The 20135-nt window shown below is 59.3% G+C and carries 15 protein-coding genes; 9 read left to right on the top strand and 6 right to left on the bottom strand.

Annotated features, from left to right (window positions below; genetic code table 11):
- The first annotated feature begins 125 nt into the window (after positions 1-125).
- Both hmeg3_RS05720 and hmeg3_RS05715 read left to right on the top strand, forming a co-directional pair.
- On the top strand, positions 126-707 hold the full coding sequence (locus hmeg3_RS05720; protein WP_094562886.1) for a DUF1415 domain-containing protein: 582 nt from the start codon (positions 126-128) through the stop codon (positions 705-707).
- Between the two features lie 322 nt (positions 708-1029).
- Positions 1030-1362 (top strand): hypothetical protein, encoded by a 333-nt coding sequence (locus hmeg3_RS05715; RefSeq protein WP_094566158.1) that lies wholly within the window; start codon positions 1030-1032, stop codon positions 1360-1362.
- 83 nt (positions 1363-1445) lie between these two features.
- Here the strand turns inward: hmeg3_RS05715 and cysM are convergent, their stop codons facing one another.
- Positions 1446-2348, bottom strand: a complete 903-nt coding sequence (gene cysM, locus hmeg3_RS05710) for a cysteine synthase CysM (protein ID WP_094562885.1) — start codon at positions 2346-2348, stop codon at positions 1446-1448.
- A 239-nt stretch (positions 2349-2587) separates the two neighbouring features.
- Between cysM and hmeg3_RS05705 the strand changes: the two genes are divergently transcribed.
- Positions 2588-4249 carry an isovaleryl-CoA dehydrogenase gene (locus hmeg3_RS05705; protein WP_094562884.1) on the top strand — a complete coding sequence of 554 codons (1662 nt, stop codon included), beginning with the start codon at positions 2588-2590 and terminating at the stop codon, positions 4247-4249.
- Between the two features lie 5 nt (positions 4250-4254).
- Here hmeg3_RS05705 and hmeg3_RS05700 read toward each other — a convergent pair whose 3' ends face one another.
- The 5 genes from hmeg3_RS05700 to hmeg3_RS05680 are packed head-to-tail and all read right to left on the bottom strand — an operon-like array spanning position 4255 to position 10399.
- Positions 4255-5580: a four-carbon acid sugar kinase family protein gene (locus hmeg3_RS05700; RefSeq protein ID WP_232511885.1), complete on the bottom strand. Its 1326-nt coding sequence runs from the start codon at positions 5578-5580 to the stop codon at positions 4255-4257.
- 22 nt (positions 5581-5602) lie between these two features.
- Positions 5603-6892, bottom strand: coding sequence for a ribulose-bisphosphate carboxylase large subunit family protein (locus hmeg3_RS05695; RefSeq protein WP_094566156.1), 1290 nt, complete (start codon positions 6890-6892; stop codon positions 5603-5605).
- 11 nt (positions 6893-6903) lie between these two features.
- On the bottom strand, positions 6904-7443 hold the full coding sequence (locus tag hmeg3_RS05690; protein WP_094562883.1) for a VOC family protein: 540 nt from the start codon (positions 7441-7443) through the stop codon (positions 6904-6906).
- Between the two features lie 46 nt (positions 7444-7489).
- Positions 7490-9361 carry a TRAP transporter large permease subunit gene (locus hmeg3_RS05685; protein ID WP_198361791.1) on the bottom strand — a complete coding sequence of 624 codons (1872 nt, stop codon included), beginning with the start codon at positions 9359-9361 and terminating at the stop codon, positions 7490-7492.
- A 12-nt stretch (positions 9362-9373) separates the two neighbouring features.
- Positions 9374-10399, bottom strand: a complete 1026-nt coding sequence (locus hmeg3_RS05680; protein ID WP_094562881.1) for a TRAP transporter substrate-binding protein — start codon at positions 10397-10399, stop codon at positions 9374-9376.
- A gap of 270 nt (positions 10400-10669) precedes the next feature.
- Here hmeg3_RS05680 and hmeg3_RS05675 point away from each other — a divergent pair, with 270 nt between their 5' ends.
- The 6 genes from hmeg3_RS05675 (at position 10670) to hmeg3_RS05650 (ending at position 20108) form a co-directional block, all read left to right on the top strand.
- Positions 10670-11740, top strand: a complete 1071-nt coding sequence (locus hmeg3_RS05675; protein ID WP_198361790.1) for a LacI family DNA-binding transcriptional regulator — start codon at positions 10670-10672, stop codon at positions 11738-11740.
- Positions 11741-12095: 355 nt separating this feature from the next.
- Positions 12096-13595: an efflux transporter outer membrane subunit gene (locus hmeg3_RS05670; RefSeq protein ID WP_157739213.1), complete on the top strand. Its 1500-nt coding sequence runs from the start codon at positions 12096-12098 to the stop codon at positions 13593-13595.
- A gap of 25 nt (positions 13596-13620) precedes the next feature.
- Positions 13621-14805 carry an efflux RND transporter periplasmic adaptor subunit gene (locus hmeg3_RS05665; RefSeq protein ID WP_094562880.1) on the top strand — a complete coding sequence of 395 codons (1185 nt, stop codon included), beginning with the start codon at positions 13621-13623 and terminating at the stop codon, positions 14803-14805.
- Complete coding sequence (locus tag hmeg3_RS05660; RefSeq protein ID WP_094562879.1) at positions 14802-17969, top strand: efflux RND transporter permease subunit; 3168 nt, start codon at positions 14802-14804, stop codon at positions 17967-17969. The genes hmeg3_RS05665 and hmeg3_RS05660 overlap by 4 nt, the downstream gene beginning before the upstream one ends.
- Before the next feature lie 37 nt (positions 17970-18006).
- On the top strand, positions 18007-18729 hold the full coding sequence (locus tag hmeg3_RS05655; RefSeq protein ID WP_094562878.1) for a heavy metal response regulator transcription factor: 723 nt from the start codon (positions 18007-18009) through the stop codon (positions 18727-18729).
- Positions 18726-20108 (top strand): heavy metal sensor histidine kinase, encoded by a 1383-nt coding sequence (locus hmeg3_RS05650; protein WP_094562877.1) that lies wholly within the window; start codon positions 18726-18728, stop codon positions 20106-20108. The genes hmeg3_RS05655 and hmeg3_RS05650 overlap by 4 nt, the downstream gene beginning before the upstream one ends.
- Positions 20109-20135: the final 27 nt, after the last annotated feature.

Below are 20135 nucleotides of genomic sequence, written 5' to 3'. Positions count from 1 at the left end.
GGAGGTCTTATTTTGTGCGTAGATTAAAAACGAGGATGTGAAGCATAGCCGATTTCGGGCCGTTTCCGCTCTTTCCCTCGCTCTCCGTAGTGTTTGGCCTTTGGTCGTCATGAGACAATGCCGCCATGAATACCGCACCATTTCCCTCCGACGACGACGTCATTGCGCTCACCCAGGCGTGGATCAGCGAGGCCGTGATCGGCCTCAATCTTTGCCCTTTTGCCAAGTCGGTTTACGTCAAAAATCAGATTCGTTATGTCGTCAGCCACGCCGAGACCGAGGCCGATCTCGCCGACGAGTTGTCGCGCGAATTGCAACACCTGCAAGACAGCGATCCGGAGGCTATCGATACCACCGTACTCATCCATCCACGCGTATTGCAAGACTTTCTGGATTACAACAGCTTCCTCGATGTTGCCGACGAGGTACTTGAAGATGCCGGTCTGGAAGGCGAGCTGCAGATCGCCAGTTTCCATCCTGATTACCAGTTTGCCGATGCCGCGCCGGACGATATTGACAACTTTACGAATCGCTCCCCCTACCCACTTTTGCATCTGTTGCGAGAAAGCAGCATCGACCGCGCCGTCAAGGCTTTCCCCGAAGCAAGCGCCATTTTCGAGCGAAACATCGCCACCATGCGGGATCTCGGCTTAAATGGCTGGAATCAGCTGTCTTTTGTCGTGTCAAAGAAACAACACCAAATATAGAAAAAATCCTGTTAATATCTGTTACAAATTCGAGGTGATTTCTCGCAACTATTTTGTAATAGACTTTTCTCACTGGATGTACTGACGTCAATATTGACGTTTTGCCAGTACCGCAGTGGGAAACATGGAAACGAATAGTGAAGGCTGGCAAGTCAGACCGACTGATCCCGATGGCCTTGGTTCGAGTTGTGTATGTTGCAGTGGGAAAAGAATGGCACCTCTAATGGAAACTGGTTAACCACGTTTTGCAGTTTTACCAAGAACTAATAGCACTTGCACAAACAAGGCCCTTATAAACATCTGCATAATGGAACGTCCGATCATGACTACACCTAATGGCACCAACGATACTTCTCTCTCGGATCAAATCAACTACGATCCTAACCACCTGCTCGACGCGTTGATCGAGAAGCTGCATCTGAAGAACGATGCCGCGCTCTCGCGTGCGCTGGAAGTGGCTCCGCCGGTGATCAGCAAGATCCGTCACCGTCGTCTGCCAGTTGGTGCGTCGCTGCTGATTCGCATGCATGAAGTCAGCGAACTGTCGATCCGCGAACTGCGCGAACTGATGGGTGATCGCCGCGAAAAATTCCGCATCAGCGACAAGCAATTCAAACCGAAGCCAGGTTCGCCTGCAACACCGGGTATGGAATAAAAAAACGGAGCCTCTGGCTCCGTTTTTTATTGTGGCGAACACATGAATGCATTCACCACTTGGTCATCACTTCTCTTCTGAACTTACGCCGGGAACACGCCCGTGGAGAGATAGCGGTCGCCGCGATCACAGACGACGAACACGATCGTTGCATTTTCCACCTGCTGCGCGATGCGTAATGCCACTTCACAGGCGCCTGCTGCGGAGATGCCGCAGAACAAGCCTTCGACCATCGCCAGCTTGCGCGCCATGTTTTCGGCTGCGGCCTGGCTGACGTATTCGAGCTGATCGACACGCGGCTTTTCATAGATCTTCGGCAGATAGGCTTCAGGCCATTTGCGGATGCCCGGGATTGACGAACCTTCTTCCGGTTGAGCACCAATGATCTGGATCTCCGGGTTTTGCTCTTTCAGATAGCGCGACACACCCATGATGGTGCCCGTAGTGCCCATGGCGCTGACGAAATGGGTGATGCGGCCTTCGGTGTCGCGCCACAGCTCGGGGCCGGTCGTCTCATAGTGCGCCTGAGGATTATCGGCGTTGGCGAACTGATCCAGGATCAGGCCCTGGCCTTCCTTCTGCATTTGTTCAGCCAGGTCGCGCGCGTATTCCATACCGCCGCTCTTGGGCGTGAGAACGATCTTAGCTCCATAGGCGGCCATGCTTTGACGGCGCTCTTCGCTGAGGTTTTCCGGCATCAGCAAGACCATCTTGTAACCGCGCATTGCCGCAACCATGGCCAACGCAATGCCTGTATTGCCGCTGGTGGCTTCGATCAGGGTATCACCCGGCTTGATCTGGCCGCGCTCTTCAGCACGGCGGATCATCGACAGCGCGGCGCGGTCCTTGACCGAACCGGCGGGGTTGTTGCCCTCCATCTTGCCGAGGATGATGTTGTTGCGTCGAGCGACGTCTTCGCCGCCGATACGTTGCAATTGAATCAAGGGCGTATTGCCGATGGTATCTTCGATGGTCAGGTAAGGCATGGTAGGAGGAGTCCTTTCAGAAGCCTCATTTTAATATGAGTCTTTGTCATGTGCAGGACGGCCTTAGCGACAAGATACTTATATAGTTATAGCAAATTCACCTAATGCGCAGGAATTGCAAGGCGCTTGTGCTGTCCCGCTCTCTTCCGGCGGTGAATGCCTTACACTGTCCGCGCTGCCGTCTGCGCTGCGCCTTAGCTCGCTTCACTCTCTCCGCCCGTCCACGTCCAGGAGCTGCAATGAAAACGCATGAAGTCACCAACCAGGTTCCCGAGCTGAAAGATGTCAATCTGTACAGCACTGATCTGGCCCTGAGCGAAGGCGTGCAGCGCGAACAGGCCGGCTGGCATGCCGCGCCGCTTTCCAATTACGGCGCCGAGCTCGGCAGCGCCGATGTGCTGCAACTGGCCGAACTGGCCAATCGCCACACCCCCGAACTGCAAACCCACGACCGCTTCGGCAACCGTATCGACCGGGTCGACTTCCATCCCAGCTGGCATGCACTGCTGGCGCTGCTGCGCCGCGAAGCCCTGCACGCACTGCCGTGGATGCCCGCCCATGAAGGCATGCCGGGCGCGCATGTGGCTCGCGCTGCGGGCTACTTCCTGCATGCACAGGTGGAAGCGGGATCGCTCTGCCCGACCACCATGACCTTTGCTTCGCTACCGGTATTGCGCCATGAAGATGCGCTGTTCCCGATGGTGCGCGACAAATTATTTTCACGCGAACACGATCCTCGCGATCTGCCGCTGGAGCAAAAGCGCTCGATGCTGATCGGCATGGGCATGACCGAAAAACAAGGCGGCTCCGACGTGCGCAGCAATACCACCGTCGCACGCCCGCTCAATGGCAGCGGACGTGGCGCGGCTTATACGCTGATCGGCCACAAATGGTTTTTCTCGGCACCGATGTCCGATGCGCACATGGTGCTGGCGCGTACCGACAACGGCCTGTCGTGCTTCTTCGTACCGCGCTGGCGTCCCGACGGACAGAAGAACGGTGTGCTGATCCAGCGCCTCAAGGACAAGCTGGGCAACCGTTCCAACTCCAGCAGCGAGGTGGAGTTCGACGATGCCTACGGCGTCATGGTCGGCGATGAAGGACGCGGCATTCCCACCATCATCGAAATGGCCAACCACACGCGCCTGGACTGCGTGATCGGCAGCGCCGGGATGATGCGCTATGCGCTGATCCAGGCGATCCACCACGCGCGTCATCGCAGCGCCTTCGGCAAGCAATTGGCGGAGCAAGCCTTGATGCGCAACGTGCTGTCCGATCTGGCGCTGGAAAGCGAAGCGGCGACGCTGCTGATGCTGCGTCTGGCGCGCGCCTTCGAATCGCCCAACGATCCGCTGCAGCGCGCATGGCGACGCATCGTTACCCCCGCCGCCAAATTCTGGATCTGCAAGCGCGCGCTGGAATTTACCGGCGAATGCATGGAAGTCTGGGGCGGCAACGGCTACGTCGAAACAGCGCCGATGGCGCGCATGTATCGCGAAGCGCCCGTGAATTCAATCTGGGAAGGCTCGGGCAATGTGATGTGCCTCGACGTGTTGCGCGCCATGGAGCGCGAACCGGAAGGCTGCATCTTGCTGCTGGAAGAATTGCAGCAAGTCGCCGATGGCCATCATGTCTTGCAGGCATCGCTGGATGCGTTAAAACAACTGCTGACCACGCCGCCGGATCAGCGCGAGATGCTGGCACGCCGCCTGGTGCAGCAACTGATCCTGACGGTGCAGAGCGCCTTGATGTTGCAGCATGCGCCCACAGCGATGGCGGAGGCTTTTGTACTCAGCCGCAGCGACGCCGCCAACGGCCGTGTTTACGGCACGCTGTCTGCCGGCACGACGGATGCCGCGTCATTGCAGCGGGCCATCCTGGAGCGTGCATGGCCATCATGAACGCTTCATGCCGTGCCATGCACCAATGTTTCAAACAAATCTTCACCGCCCATCTGGCCGCCTTTGAGCATCAGCTCCAGACCATTCTCTTTCGCACCGTCGGCATGTGCGCGGCATAGCGCCACGCCTGCCGACAACTTGCCGAGATAAGACAATCCCCAGATATCGAGCGCCTTCAATGCGTGGCTTGAGGTATCGCCGCCGGCAACGCCGATGCGGCGCACGGTCGTCAGCGGCAGCAGGCGTTTCAGGAAATCTCCGCAGGCCTGCGCCAGCCGATAGGTCACATGATCGCCGGTGATCGGCATGCCATCCGCCGTACACGCCAGTACATGCCGGCCGTCCTGCAATAATCGAGCAACCTGTGTGAGCATGGCCGCTACATAGTCGTCGTCGCCGTCCACCAGCCGCCGCGCATCCAGTTGGACACGTTCAAACGACACGGCCGCCCTGACCTGCTGCGCCGTCACCGGCGACAGACTGCCGGCAAGGACGAATACCGGACCGTCGGCACGCGCAATGCGAGGAGTTATGGGTTCCGCATTGCACTCCAGCTCTTCCGCCTCTTGCCAATAGCGACACAAAGCCTGTACCACGCTGCTGGCGCCCATTGCCAGCAAGCGCTGACGCTGCGCGCGTCGCCAGATCTGTGCCCCGATCACCGGCAGATCCGTCGCCTCCGTTACATCGAACAAGACCGCATCCGGCGCGTCGCCAAGCAATGTTTCGATCTCTGCATCCAGCCGCTCGGCGCCATGATCGTAGGCGGGGAAATGCACTGCCGCCACCGTCATCTGCTGCGCCTGCAAGTGCAGGCACATGTTCGCTTCACGCATCGGCGTGACAGGATGATTGCGCATGGTCTGATGCCGGTCAATGCGGAATACTTCTCCTCCTGCGTTCACCGCCGCGTACAGATTGCTGAAGATGCAGTAACGCTGCAAATTCGGCTGGCCGCCGACGATAGGGACAAAGTCATTGGGAATATGGCGCCGCCATACCGACAAGGCCACGCCGATGTTGCCGACGTGCGGTGCACTGTCAAAGGTCGAACAGATCTTGTAGTGCGTCACCGGCGCTTGCAGCGTGGAGAAGAATCGCGCCACCGGTTCCAGTTCCGCTGTCATCGCCGCAGGCGCCATCGAGCGCGCCGCGCCGGCAATGCCGAGGCAGTCGAGCTCCCCCGCGGCTTGTAATTGCTGCTGGTCGGGAATACCCAGGAATAGCAGGCTGCGCAAACCTGCTTCCGTTGCCGTCGCCAGCGTATCGGTCGCGCCGGTGAAATCGTCGCCGTAAAAGCAGATCCTGGGTGAGTGGATTGTTTCGGTCACTTGAACGCTTTCACTTTCATGATCACTTCAGGCGAGGACCAAAAAAATCCAGCGCGCGTTGCAGCTCCGGTGCATGACGTGCACGTTCCTGCAGACTGACGCCGTCGCGCGCCGCTTCCCACGCCTGCCGCAAACTGGCAACACCAGCGCTGGCGCCATCCGGATGCGCGAGAATGCCGCCACCGGACAAGAAGATGACATCAGTGCTCTTGACCGCATCGAAGGTCGCCGGCACGGTGCCCGCCCATTGGCCCGATGAAAATACCGGCATCACCTCATCACCGCCATTTTCTCCACCGCTCATGGGGGTAAGACAATCGCGTGCCGATTGCACCACCTCGTCATTGAATTCGGAGAATTTTCCGTCCAGTCCATGCACGTGCAGATGATCGACGCCGCTCAAGCGCCAAAGGCTTTGATACGCGGAGAAAGACATACCCAGCACCGGCTGGCGCGACATCATGCCGAAGCCGTTGCGATGGCCGTGGATGGCGAGGCCGCTGCTGCGACGCAGGCTTTGCAGCGCCGAGAAACCGCACCAGTTGAGACCGACCATGATGCAGCTGCCACCTTCGCGCTCGACCAGTTCCGCATGGCGGCGCATGGCGTCGAGTTCGTCGGTGATATTGAAGGCCACCATCACGCGGCGGCCTGATTTGTCCTGATAGGCCCGCACGCGCTTCATGACTTCGCGCACGCGTTCTTCCAGCGGCGCATGAGCCGGATTGGCGCACACTTCATCGTCCTTGATGAAGTCCACACCGGCTTCGCACAACTGCGTGACCAGCTCGCCGGTCTGCGCGGCGCTCAGTCCGACGTTGGGCTTGATGATGGTGCCCAGCAAAGGCGCCTGATGGGATGGACTCTGCCCCACCAGCTTGCGCGTGCCGGCGATGCCATGGCGCGGCATGTCGAACTGTTGGCGATAGCTTTCCGGCAGCGACAGCGACAACAGGCGCAAACCCGTTACCTCCCCGAGATCGAACAGATTGCCCGCAACGGTTGCCGCCAGCGTCGGCAGGTTGGCGCCGACGTTGTCGATCGGGAAGGAGATGCGCACCTTGGCGCGACGATAAGGACCATGCATGTTCTGGCGCTGCTGCCAAGCGTTGGGCAGGCTCGGCATGGCGACATTTTCGGTCTCTTCTACCGATACCACCACTGCGCGGGCGCGTTCGCGCAGCTGCTCAGTCTCGCCCTGCACACGGACGAAAGTGCCGCAGGATTGTTCACCTGCCATGACCTCAGCGACCTGCATCGGATCGAGTGGAGTCTCAATCAGGTAATCTGCGTAAAAACGATTGTTGTCCATCATCTCCGCCATCACATCTTGCTCAGATCAGGAAACGTGCGCACCGGGTCGCTGCCGTCCCAGCCCTCGGCTGATTCACGAATGATGCGGAATACGGTGCCTTTGGGACCGGCGATTTCAGACAGTTCAATGACGGTGCCGGGATGGTATTCGGTCTCGAAATAGACGAAGCGACCGCGCTCGCCGACTTCACCGCTCATGCCGACCTTCCAGCCCTTTTCCAGCAGGCGTGCGAGATCGTTGTCGAAGTCTTCGGTCCAGTAGGCCAGATGCTGCAAACCGGTACGGCCTGCCTTGAGAAAGTCCTGATACATCGACGGCGCATCATTGCGCTGCTGGATCAGTTCCACCTGCACGTTGCCCGAGTTAGCCAGCGCCACCGAGGAATGGATGTCCTGCAGCTCGCCCTTGTAGCGGTAGTTCTTCAGCGGCACGCGCTCCATGTAGTACCACGGGCCCACGCCCAGCACTTCGCTCCAGTATTTCATTGCGGCCTGAATGTCTTCGACGACGTAGCCCAGTTGTTTGATCTCACCCAGAAAACGGCTCATTGCTAACCTCTTTGTCTCGTTTAAATAGTCGGTAGTAAAAGTATTTTTATGTCAGGAATCCGATGGAAATCCATGGCACCGCAGCCACCACCAGCAAGGCCACCACGAGCGCCGCCAGATAACTCCAGACCCGGTTGAAGACCTTGTCCGGCGATACCTTGCCGATCGCGCAGGCGGCATAGAAGCCGACGCCGAACGGCGGTGCAAACAAGCCGATACCCATCGCCAGAATCACAACCATCGCGTAGTGCACGTCATGGATGCCGAGTGAACGGGCCACCGGAAACAGCAGCGGCCCGAACAGCACAATCGCCGGGATGCCTTCCAGGATGCTGCCCAGCACGATGAAGATCACAATAGTGATCAGCAGGAAACCAAACCCGCCACCGGGTACGCCTTGCATCAGCGCCACCAGCTTGGCCGAGAAGCCCGACTGCGTCAGTGCCCACGCCATCGAGGTCGCCATGCCGATGATCAGCAGAATGGCCCCCGACAAGGTCGCCGCTTCCACCAGCATCGGATAGATGCGTTTGAAGTCGATGTGCTTCATGAAGGCATGCATGATCAGACCGACAATGATCGTGTAGGCCACACCGATGGTTGCCACTTCGGTTGCCGTTGCCACACCTTCAATCACCGCCACGCGAATCAGCATCGGCAAGGCCAGTGCAGGAATCGCCGCAATGAGGGTTTTACCGATCACGCCGATGCTGGCGCGCTTCACATTCGGCATCGGTTCACGACGGGCGCGGAACCAGCAGATGACGCCGATGGCAATCGTCGCAATCACCGCCGGCATCAAACCGCCGATGAACAAAGCCGTGATCGACACGCTGCATACCGCACCGATGGTGATCAGCACCAGACTAGGTGGAATGGTTTCGGTCATGGCGCCGGAGGACGACAGCAAGGCCACCAGTTCTTCCGGCTTGGAACCGCGCTTCTTCATTTCCGGGAACAGCGCCGGGGCAATTGCCGCCATGTCAGCCGCCTTGGAGCCGGAGATGCCGGAGACGAGGAACATTGCCCCCAGCAAGACGTATTGCAGACCACCTCGGACGTGACCCAGCAAGGCCGCCATGAAATCAATCAAGGTACGTGCGAGACCGCTGATTTCCAGCAAGGAACCGAGCAAGACGAACAATGGCACCGACAGCAGGATAAGGCTGGACATGCCCTCGTCCATGCGGCTCACCACAATCATCATCGGCGCGCCGGTGGCAATCGTCAGATACGCCATGGTGGCCGTACCGAAGGCAAACGCAATCGGAATCCCGCCAGCCACACAGACACCGATCAGCAAGACGAAGAACACGATCAGGTTGTAGTTGCCCATTGCCAGCAAAGCAGGCTTGGCGATCCACAGCACAGCGCCGATCACCGCAACAACCGCCACGGCGGAAAGCACCTGCCTGACGCTGGAGCGACTGGCCATGCGTGCAATCGCCGCCAGGAACATCAGGATCGCGCCGACCGGCAAGGCCGCCGCACGCAAGCCGTCTGGAATTTCCAGTGCCGGTGTCGTGATCGCCATCTGTTCCGACGCATGATCGACGGCAGGATGAATGATCATCAGCACGAAGATACAGACGATCAATGCGGCCACGGTTTCAAACCAGATACGCCATTTGTCCGAAAGCCGGTTGACGATGGCGGTCAGGCGCATGTGTTCGCCACGATCCAGGGCCAGCACCGCACCCAGCATCGACAGCCAGATGAACAGCGTCGAAGCCAGTTCATCGGACCAGATCAGCGGATCGTGCAATGCATAGCGATAGATCACGCCGGCCAGCAGCACCGCGGTTTCCACCACCACCAGTGCTGCGGCAACGGCGGCGACAACGTGCATCACGCCGCGATTGACGCCCGCCAGCAGACGCGCCAGCGGGTTGCTCGGCAATCGTGCGGCGTAGTTCATTGCAGCTTCCATTTACGCGAGCTTCCCGGTGTACTTTTCCAGCAGCGCCCACGCCTCGGGGCCGAACTTCTTGTGCCACTCGGTGTAGAAGCCGGAAGCGCGCAGCTTGGTACGGAAAGCTTCGTTATCGGTCTCGTTGAACAGCATGCCCTTGCCCTTCATGTCGGCGACCAGCGACTCGTTGAGCGCCTTGACGTCGACGCGTTGCTTCATGCCGGCTTCGTTGACGTTACGCGTGACGATGTCCTGCAGGTCTTTCGGCATCTTTTCAAACGACTTCTTGTTGCCCATGAACCAGAAGCCGCTCCACACGTGATTGGTCATGGAACAGTACTTCTGCACCTCGTAGAACTTGACGGTGGAGATCACCGCCAGCGGGTTCTCCTGGCCTTCGGCGATCTTGGTCTGCAGCGCCGAATACACCTCGGCGAAATTGATGCTGGTCGGCGCCGCATCGAACGCGCGGAACAACGAAGTCGCCAGCGGGCTCGGTGGCACGCGCAGCTTCATGCCCTTGAAGTCCTCCGGCTTGGTGATCGGGCGCGTGCTGGTGGTCACCTGGCGATAACCGTTGTCCCAGCAGCGCTCAAAGGCGAACAGCGAGGTCGTCGCGGCGATCTGCTTGCGCACGTAGGCGCCAAGCTCACCGTCCATCGCGGCCCAGACCTGGTTGTAGTCCTTGAAGGCAAAACCGACGCCGCTGATCTGGCCGGCCGACACCAGCGTGCCCAGCACTTCCGGCGAGATGGTGAAGAAGTCGATGGCGCCGGCGCGCACCTGCGACAGCATGTCGGTGTCGGTACCGAGCTGGCCGTTGGGATAGACCTGCAAGTCGACACGGCCTTTGGATTCGGCGGCGATCTTGGCAGCCATTTCCTTGGCGCGCACGTTCATGGGGTGCGTCATCGGCAAGTTGTTGGCGTACTTCAGTGTGAACTCAGCGGCTGCGCTGGCAGGGACTGCATACAGCCCGGTCGCGGCAGCAGCCGAAGCGATGGAGGCGGTTTGCAAGAAGCGGCGGCGGGTCATTGCGTGCATGGCGGTATCTCCTGGATTGTTATTGATCTGTCTTGAATCTATGTTGAATCTCGACGGAGGAAGACGACGCCGGTGTCACCGCCCCACGCACCGACGACATCATTGGCATCGTCGGCGCCCTGGAAAGCGAGGCTGTCTCCCTCTATATTTTTGATGTTATTTGATTTAACCTGATTGCTTGATGCAGAGAATATTCCTCTATAGCTGCAACAGTCAAAGCAGATTAATGATGGTTTTTGATGTAATTTTTAATTCGATGAACTGAGCAGCATGATGCCGACGCCCTTTGATCCCACCTATTCTGCCGCCACCGGCCGCGCCCGTGTCGCCGACATCGCGCGTACCGCCGGCGTCTCCACCGCCACGGTCGACCGCGTGCTGAACCAGCGTCCCGGCGTACGCGCCGCGACCATGCAAAAAGTGCTGAAGGCCGCCGCCGCGCTGGACTATCTTCCCGAAGCCGATCTCTACAAGGCGATGCAGCCGCGGCCGATGCGGCTGGTGTTTTTGCTGCCGCCACAGAGCAATCGCTTCATGCAGATGCTGGGCGACTACATCGCCTTCGCCGAAGACCAACTGGCGCCATTCAATGTGAAGTGCAAATGCCATCACATCGAAGGCTTCAATCCCAGCGTGCTGGCCAAGCGCCTGCTGCACTACGGCCGCCAGGCCGACGGCGTCGCCTTCATGGCGCTGGAACATCCGCTGGTGCGCGAAGCGGTCAATACGCTGGTCGCCGAAGGCATTCATGTGGTCACGCTGATCTCGGACTTGTCCAACTCGCGCCGGGCGGCCTATGTCGGCATGGACAACCGCGCTGCGGGACGGACTGCCGGTTATTTGCTGGGGCGATTTCTCGGTAATCCTAAAACGCCGATGAAGATTGCGATGATCGCCGGCAGTCTCAGCTATCGCGGCCATGAAGAACGGGAGATGGGTTTCTTGCACGTGCTGGAAGAGATGTTCCCTCACCTGCAAGTGGTTGGCCTGCGCGAAGGCCATGACGACGCCGACACCAACTACAAGCAGGCACGCACCCTGCTGGAACAGCATCCCGACCTGGCCGGCATGTATAACATCGGCGGCGCTTCCGATGGTGTCGGGCGGGCACTCAAGGAAAGCGGGCGCGAGCAGAAAACTGTCTTCATCGGGCACGGACTGACGCCCGATACGCGCGGGCTGCTGATCGACGGCACCATGGATGCGATTTTGACGCAGCATCCGCAGAACATGATTCTCAACTGCGTACGGATATTTGGGAATTTGCGGGAGCGGCGTGAGGCACTTGCCGGGGTGGAGGCGGTGCGGATCAGCGTTATCTTGCGGGAAAACTTGCCTTAGGGGGATTGTGGCGGTGGGGTGAAGGGTGTTTAGTTCCGACCTGACTTCTTAGGTAGCTTTCTCTTTTCTTTCTTCGGACGACCGTGCCGGGGGTAGCCCGGCACGTCCGAAGAAAACACCCCTCCAAGCTATCAAAGAAAAACAATGCCAAAAAGAAACTCAACCTCCAACATACCCATCATCCCGAAACTGACAGAAATGTCATATTTCCGTCAGCCTCCAGTTGACAGCCCCCTCGTACAGTAATGCTGTAGAAAGGCGTCGCCAGTTAACCTGTCCGACGCCCACCGGCAGTTCCCTTTGATCCCATGTCGTCCAGCCAAATGCACGCTCAACCATGTTTCGGAATCTACCAATGACAGCGACCGCCAAATCGCCACCCCAACACGCATTCAAGCCAGCCTCAGCTTTGTCCGCAATCACTCTGGCCGCAGCAGTCTTGCTCGGCGGTTGTGCGGTCGGCCCTGACTACGCTCGCCCGCAGATGGATTTGCCCACTGCCTATAAAGAACAAGGCCCGTGGAAGATCGCCGAGCCGGGACAGATCGACAGCAATCACCGCTGGTGGGAAGCCTATAAGGATCCGGTGCTGAACGACCTGATCGATCAGGCCAATAAAGCCAATCAGAATATCCGCTTCTCCGAAGCGCAATATCGCCAGGCGCAGGCTACCGCCGCCATTGCGCGTGCCAGCTTGTGGCCGACCGTCGGCGCATCCGGTGGCGCCAACCGCGCGCGAACCAACAGCGCCACAGCAGGCAGCCGGTTGACAGATACCTATTCCGTCGGTCTGAATGCCTCATGGGAGGCTGACGTCTGGGGCCGTGTGCGGCGCTCGGTGGAAGCCGGCGACGCCACCAGCGAAGCCAGCGCAGCCAGCCTCGCGGCGGCACGCCTGAGTATCCAGGCAACGCTGGCACAGGATTACCTGCAACTGCGCGTGACCGATCTGCAAAAGGATCTGTATGCACGCACCGTCGCCGCCTACACCCGGTCGTTTCAACTGACGCAGCATCAATATGAAGCCGGCGTGGCCTTGCGCTCCGACGTCGCGCAGGCGGAAACACAATTGCGCTCGGCACAGGCACAGCTGATCGATCTCGACGCCACGCGCAACCAGTTGGAACATGCCATCGCCATCCTTGTCGGCAAAGCACCGGCAGTCTTCACACTGGCGCCGGTCACCACCGACGGTGCCGCGTTGCAGGCGAGCATGCCACCAACACCGACCGGCTTGCCGTCGGATCTGCTGGAACGCCGTCCCGACATCGCCAACGCCGAACGTCTGGCGGCGGCCGCCAATGCCAACATCGGGGTCGCGCGCGCCGCTTATTTCCCAACGCTGACGTTGAATGCAACCGGCGGTTACAGCGCGATCGCCTTCTCCCAGTTGTTCGATACACCAAGCCGGGTCTGGTCGCTGGGCGCTACGCTGGCAGCCACCCTGTTCGACGGCGGCGCTCGCAGCGCCCGCAACGATCAGGCGACTGCCGCCTTCGACGCTGCGGTGGCGACATACAAGCAAACCGTCCTTGGCGGCTTGCAAGAAGTGGAAGACAACCTCTCGACATTGCGCGTGCTGGATCAGGAAAGCCAGGTCCAGGATCAGGCAGTCAAGGCGGCGCAGCTGTCTGAACGGCTGGCGCTGAGCCAGTATCAGGCCGGCACCACGACGTATCTGTCGGTGGTCACGACACAAGCCGCATCGCTGACCAATCAACGCACCGCCGTGACCTTGCTCGGCCGCCAGCTGGTTGCCAGCGTGGCGCTGATCAAAGCGGTCGGCGGCGGCTGGCGCTTCGGTGAAATCAATCAGGCAGCGACAGCAAGCACACCTGCTGCTACCGCCAACTAAGAAAAACAATCTTGCGAGTTAAAGTATGACTACTTCATTCATTCAAAAACGTTCCACTCTGTTGATTTCCGCTGCGGTTGTCGTTCTCGTTGGCGGTGGTTCCTGGGCCCTGATGCATCGCACTGATGCCGTCGCTGCGCCCAATCCGCAGGCGCAGCAAGGCCCGGCGATTTCCGTGACCACCACAAGAGCGGAGGAGCGCGATGTGCCGCTGTACCTCGCCGGTGTCGGCACCGTCACCGCCAATGCCAGCGTCACCGTCAAGGCGCGCATCGATGGCCAGCTCGACAAGGTTGCGTTCACCGAAGGCCAGGACGTCAAGGCCGGCCAGTTGCTGGCGCAGATCGACCCGCGCGCATTGCAAGCCCAGTTGGCGCAAGTGCAGGCGCAGCAAGCCAAGGATCAGGCGCAACTGACCAACGCCAAAATCGACTTGCAACGCTACACCACGCTGCGTCAGCAAGACGCCGCCACGCAACAACAGCTCGATACGCAAAAAGCGCTGGTCGCGCAACTGGAAGCCGCCGTCAAGACTGACGAAGCGCAGATCAACTATGCCAAGGTGCAGCTCAGCTACACCACCATCAATGCACCGATCAGCGGCCGCGTCGGCGCGCGTCTGGTGGATGCCGGCAATATCGTCCATGCCGCCGATGTCAACGGCCTGGTGGTAATCAACCAGATTGATCCGATTACCGTGCAGTTCACCCTGCCGGAAGATGCGGTGCCGGCCATCAACCGCGCCCAGCTGACCAATCACAAGTCCCTCAAGGTGACAGCGTACGCACGCACCAACAACAAGGATCCACTGGGTACCGGCAACCTGATTTTGCTGAATAACCAGATCGACACCACCAGCGGTACGGTGCAGTTGAAAGCACGTTTCACCAATCCACAGCACACGCTGTGGCCGGGTCAGTACGTCAACGTCAACCTGCAGATGGATGACCACGGCACGGCGCTGACGCTGCCGGCCGCCGCCATCCAGCGTAATCAGGAAGGCACTTACGTCTACATCATCAAGGCCGATGAAACTGCGGCGATCCAACCGGTTGTCGTGGCACGTATTCAGGATGGCATCGCCGTCATCACCAAGGGTGTGGAGTCGGGACAACGCGTGGTGCTTGACGGCCAGTACAAGCTGAAGCCGGGTAGCCGCATCGTCGAAGGCAAAACCAACGCCGCTGCTGCGAAAGGATCCGCAAAGTGAGTGTTTCCGCTACTTTCATCAAGCGTCCGATCGGCACCACGCTGCTCGCGATCGCTATCCTGCTGGTCGGTATCGCCGTCTGGCCATTGCTGCCGGTGGCGCCGTTGCCGCAGGTCGACTTCCCTACCATCCAGGTGTCCGCCAGCTTGCCCGGCGGCAGTCCGGAAACCATGGCGTCCAACGTGGCGCAGCCGCTGGAACGCCAGTTCTCGCTCATTGCTGGTCTGACGCAGATGACTTCGCAGAGTGCCCTGGGCAGCACCCAGATCACCCTGCAATTTGACCTCAACCGCAACATCGATGCCGCTGCGCTGGACGTGCAGGCGGCGATCAATGCGTCAACCGGCCAGTTGCCGTCCAACCTCCCCAACCCGCCGACCTTCCGCAAGGTCAATCCGGCAGATTCGCCGATCATGATCATGTCGGTACAGTCGGACGCCTTGCCGCTGACGCAGGTCAATGACTACGCCGACAATATTCTGGCGCAGCAGATATCGCAGATTTCCGGCGTGGGTCTGGTCAGCGTCAACGGTCAGCAAAAACCGGCGGTGCGCATTCAGGTCGATCCTGCCAAGCTGACGACGATGGGACTCAGCCTGGAAGACGTACGCGGCGTCATCGCCACGACGACCGTCAACCAGCCTAAGGGAACGGTCGACGGCACGCATCAAAGCTTCACCGTCTATACCAACGACCAGTTGCTGAGTGCCGAACCGTGGAACGACATGGTGCTGGCCTACAAGAACGGGGCACCGATCCGTGTACGCGATATCGGTACTGCAGTCGACGGCCCCGAGAACAACAAGATCGCAGCATGGGCTTTTGCCGGCGCGGCAGCAGCTCCCGATAGCACGCTCACCAACGGTCGCTCGATCGTGCTGGCGATCACCAAGCAACCTGGCGCCAACGTGATCGAAACCGTGGAACGCATCAAGGCAACGATGCCGCGTCTGCGTGCCGCGATTCCCGCCAGCGTGCACATCAACACGCTGATCGACCGTACCCAGACCATCCGCGCTTCGGTGCAAGACGTTGAGTTCACCCTGATCCTGACCATCGCGCTGGTGGTGATGGTGATCTTCGTGTTCCTGCGCAACGTGGCGGCAACGCTGATCCCGAGCATCACCGTGCCGCTGGCGCTGATGGGCACGGCGGGCGTGATGTATCTGGTGGGCTACAGTCTCGACAATTTGTCGCTGATGGCGCTGACGATTGCAGTCGGCTTCGTGGTCGATGATGCGATCGTGATGCTGGAAAACATTTACCGTTACGTCGAAGAAGGCATGTCGCCGATGGAAGCGGCGCTCAAGGGCTCCAGCGAAATCGGCTTCACCATTATCTCCATCTCGGTGTCGCTGGTGGCGGTGTTCATCCCGCTGCTGCTGATGGGCGGCATCGTCGGCCGCCTGTTCCGCGAATTCGCAGTGACCGTGACGCTGACCATCGGCGTCTCGGTGATCATCTCGCTGACGCTGACACCAATGCTGTGCTCGCGCTTCCTCAAGAACAGCCACGCCGAGAAACACGGCAAGATGTATCAGCTGTTCGAACGTTTCTTCGACATTCTGCTGAATGGCTATAAGCGCGGTCTGGATGTCGTGATGCGCCATCAGTTCATTACGCTGCTGACCTTTATCGGTACCGTGGCGTTCACGGCCTTCTTGTTCGTGATCATTCCTAAAGGTTTCTTCCCGCAACAAGATAATGGCGTGATCGTCGGCTTTGCCGAATCGGCCCAGGATATTTCTTCGCAGGCCATGCAACGCCGCCTGCTGCAGGTAGCTGAAGTCGTACGCAAGGATCCTGACGTGACCGGTTTTGCAATGAGCGCCGGTTCGACAACCTTCAATACCGGTAACTTCTTCATCGCATTGAAACCGAAGGATGAAGGCCGTACCGCCGACGCCAGCGAAATCATCACGCGCCTGCGTCCGCAAGTAGCCAAGATCCAGGGTGTGAACCTGTTCATGCAGGCCAGCCAGGACATCAACGTCGGCGGGCGTCTGGCACGTACGCAATATCAGTACACGCTGACCGACTCCAATCTCGATGAACTCAATACCTGGGCGCCGAAGGTCGTTGACCGCCTTCGCAAGATGAAGCAGTTGACCGACGTTGCATCCGACCAGCAGAACAACGCGGCGACAGCGACCATTACCATCGACCGTGCGCGCGCTTCCAGCTTCGGCATCTCGCCGTCGCTGATCGATGCGACGATCTACGATGCGATCGGCCAACGCCAGGTAGCGCAATACTTCACCCAGATCAACAGCTACCACGTAGTGCTGGAAGTCACGCCTGAACTGCAGAAGGACCCGGCGTTGTTCAACAAGCTGTACCTGACCTCCCCGATCACCGGCCAGCAAGTGCCGCTGTCGACCTTCATCAAGGTTGATACGACCAAGACCGCCTATCTGTCCATCAGCCACCAGAGCCAGTTCCCGGCGGTGACGATCTCCTTCAACCTGGCGTCTGGTGTTGCGCTGGGTGAAGCGGTGGATGCCATCAACCAGGCACAGGCTGAAATGGGCGTGCCGACGACGTTGACCGGCGCCTTCCAGGGTACGGCCAAAGCGTTCGGCGAATCGCTGGCTTCGCAGCCCTACCTGATCGCGGCAGCGCTGATTGCAGTGTATATCGTGCTGGGTCTGCTGTATGAGAGCTACATCCATCCGCTCACGATCTTGTCGACGCTGCCGTCGGCCGGCGTGGGCGCGCTGCTGATTCTGATGGCGGGCGGCTACGACCTCAGCGTGATTGCGCTCATCGGCATCATCTTGCTGATCGGTATCGTCAAGAAGAACGGCATCATGATGATCGACTTCGCCCTGACCGCCGAACGTCAACATGGCATGAAACCGGAAGAAGCGATCTATCAGGCTTGCTTGCTGCGCTTCCGTCCGATCATGATGACCACCATGTGCGCATTGCTGTCGGGCTTGCCGCTGATGCTGGGTCATGGCGCCGGCTCCGAACTGCGCCGTCCGCTGGGTTATGCGATGGTGGGCGGTCTGGTGCTGTCGCAGGCGCTGACGCTGTTCACGACGCCGGTGATCTATCTGTATCTGGATCGCGCGCATTACTGGTACATGAACAAAAAAGAAGCACGTGCAGCACGCAAGGCAGCCAAGAAAGGCGCCACACCTGTAATAGAATCGCACTAATAGTCACATGCCTATGAACGCGGTACCAGGAGCAGGAATGAAAGTTCTGATTGTCGAAGACGAGCACAAGATGGCGGAGTACCTCTGCAAAGGTCTGACCGAGCAGGGATGCACCGTGGACCTGGCCGCCAACGGCATCGATGGCCAGCATCTGGCGATCCAGCACGATTACGACGTGATCGTGCTGGATGTCATGCTGCCCGGCCTGGACGGTTTCTCGGTGCTGCGCTCGCTGCGTACCATCAAGCAGACGCCGGTGATCATGCTGACGGCGCGCGACCGCGTGGAAGACCGGATCAAGGGCTTGCACGATGGCGCTGATGATTACCTGATCAAACCCTTCTCTTTCCTCGAGCTGCTGGCGCGCCTGCAGGCGCTGACGCGGCGTGGCCGTTCGCAGGAACCGGCGCAGCTGCGCATCGGCGACCTGCAGATCGATCTGCTGAGCCGCAAAGCATTCCGTAACAATGTCCGCATTGACCTGACCGCCAAGGAGTTTGCGCTGCTGGCGATCATGGCGCGCCGTCAGGGCGAGATCCTGTCCAAGACGGCGATTGCAGAACTGGTGTGGGACATGAATTTCGACAGCAACACCAACGTGGTGGAAGTCGCGATCAAACGCCTGCGCGCCAAGATCGACGCACCGTTCGGGCAGAAGCTGCTGCATACGATACGCGGCATGGGCTATGTGCTGGAGCCGCGCGCTGCGGTGCCGACGCATGATGCCCATGAAGCGAATGACGAAGAGGAAGACGGATGAAGCATTCCATTATCACGCGCCTGGTGATGATGTTTGCTGCTTCGGCGCTGATCATTTTTTCGCTGATCGGCGGCGTGCTGTATGCCGTGGTCAAGAACGAGCTGCTGCGCCATGAGCGCGATGGCCTGGTGACAACTTTCAACGATATCGAATACATGGTCTCGCGCATCGGGACGGTCGACCGCTGGGCGCGCGTGCAGGCCAAGCTCGACACGCTGACGCCGGCCGACGGCAAGGTGCGCTTCTGGGTATTCAGCGACGACCCGCGCTTCAGCTACGGCAAGGATCTGGCCGAGTTGCATGAGTTCGACTACGACCCCAAGAATATCGGCAGGCTGCGCATCAAAGGCAAAGAATTTCCGCTGCATACGCTGACCAAGATTTTGCCTGCTTATCTCGACCGCCCCGCCATTCGCCTGACCGTGGGTGTCGATACCGAGCCCTATTTTGAAACGCTGCGCACCTTCGTCGCGGCGATGATCGGCTTGTCGCTGATCGGCGTTTTTCTGGTGATCCTGTTCGGTTACTGGATTGCGCGCGCCGGCTTGCAACCGCTCAAGAAAATGTCCGACAAAGCGCAGACGCTGAGTCCGAAGAACTTGTCCGAACGCCTCACTGTCTCTGCCCTGCCCGATGAATTGTCCGACCTGGCGCAAGCTTTCAACGGTGCGCTGGACCGCATGGAAAATGCGTACAAGCAGTTGGAGGCCTTCAACGCCGATGTCGCACATGAGTTGCGCACGCCGCTGGCCAATCTGATCGGCGAAACCCAGGTTGCCCTATCGCGCGAGCGCAGCGCGCCCGAGTTTGAAACGGTGCTGCAATCGAATCTGGAAGAGCTGGATCGGCTGCGCTCCATCATCAACGACATGCTGTTCCTGGCCCGTTGCGATCAGGGCGAAGCCGCTACCAGCCTGGTTCACACGGTGATCGCCGATGAGGTGCAGAAGACCATCGAGTTCTTCGAATTCGTATTGGACGAGATGGAAATGAGCGTTGAAGTCACCGGCGACACGACGGCGACCTCGATGATCGAAACTGCGCTGTTCCGCCGCGCATTGACCAATTTATTACAGAATGCGATCCAGCATTCTCCTGCCGGTGCACGCATCAAAGTCTCCATCGATGCGCAAAACAAGGATGTGCAGGTCGCCGTCTCCAACCCTGGCGAGCCGATCGAACAACGCCATCTGCCACGCCTGTTTGACCGCTTCTATCGCGTGGACACGGCACGCCGCGAAGTCGACGGCATCCATGGCCACGGACTCGGCCTTGCCATCGTAAAGGCAATCGCGCTCATGCACGGCGGTACCGCGTTCGCAGCGAGCAGAGGCGGCGTGACGACGATCGGCTTTACAGTCGGCGGCAAAGCGGCCTGAGGCTGACTGATTTCTTGTGAAACTGAA

This window comes from Herbaspirillum sp. meg3 (assembly GCF_002257565.1).
GTDB lineage: Bacteria > Pseudomonadota > Gammaproteobacteria > Burkholderiales > Burkholderiaceae_D > Herbaspirillum.
Note: the sequence above shows the minus strand (reverse complement) of the source record. Positions and strands in the feature narration are given on the sequence as shown.

Bases quoted from the DNA above. Each gene is read 5' to 3' on its own strand.
- hmeg3_RS05680 (WP_094562881.1), bottom strand. From the start codon at position 10,399: ATGCACGCAATGACCCGCCGCCGCTTCTTGCAAACCGCCTCCATCGCT.
- hmeg3_RS05665 (WP_094562880.1), top strand. From the start codon at position 13,621: ATGACTACTTCATTCATTCAAAAACGTTCCACTCTGTTGATTTCCGCT.
- hmeg3_RS05715 (WP_094566158.1), top strand. From the start codon at position 1,030: ATGACTACACCTAATGGCACCAACGATACTTCTCTCTCGGATCAAATC.
- hmeg3_RS05720 (WP_094562886.1), top strand. From the start codon at position 126: ATGAATACCGCACCATTTCCCTCCGACGACGACGTCATTGCGCTCACC.
- hmeg3_RS05675 (WP_198361790.1), top strand. From the start codon at position 10,670: ATGATGCCGACGCCCTTTGATCCCACCTATTCTGCCGCCACCGGCCGC.
- hmeg3_RS05650 (WP_094562877.1), top strand. From the start codon at position 18,726: ATGAAGCATTCCATTATCACGCGCCTGGTGATGATGTTTGCTGCTTCG.
- hmeg3_RS05655 (WP_094562878.1), top strand. From the start codon at position 18,007: ATGAAAGTTCTGATTGTCGAAGACGAGCACAAGATGGCGGAGTACCTC.
- hmeg3_RS05695 (WP_094566156.1), bottom strand. From the start codon at position 6,892: ATGGACAACAATCGTTTTTACGCAGATTACCTGATTGAGACTCCACTC.
- hmeg3_RS05705 (WP_094562884.1), top strand. From the start codon at position 2,588: ATGAAAACGCATGAAGTCACCAACCAGGTTCCCGAGCTGAAAGATGTC.
- hmeg3_RS05690 (WP_094562883.1), bottom strand. From the start codon at position 7,443: ATGAGCCGTTTTCTGGGTGAGATCAAACAACTGGGCTACGTCGTCGAA.
- hmeg3_RS05670 (WP_157739213.1), top strand. From the start codon at position 12,096: ATGACAGCGACCGCCAAATCGCCACCCCAACACGCATTCAAGCCAGCC.
- hmeg3_RS05685 (WP_198361791.1), bottom strand. From the start codon at position 9,361: ATGAACTACGCCGCACGATTGCCGAGCAACCCGCTGGCGCGTCTGCTG.
- cysM (WP_094562885.1), bottom strand. From the start codon at position 2,348: ATGCCTTACCTGACCATCGAAGATACCATCGGCAATACGCCCTTGATT.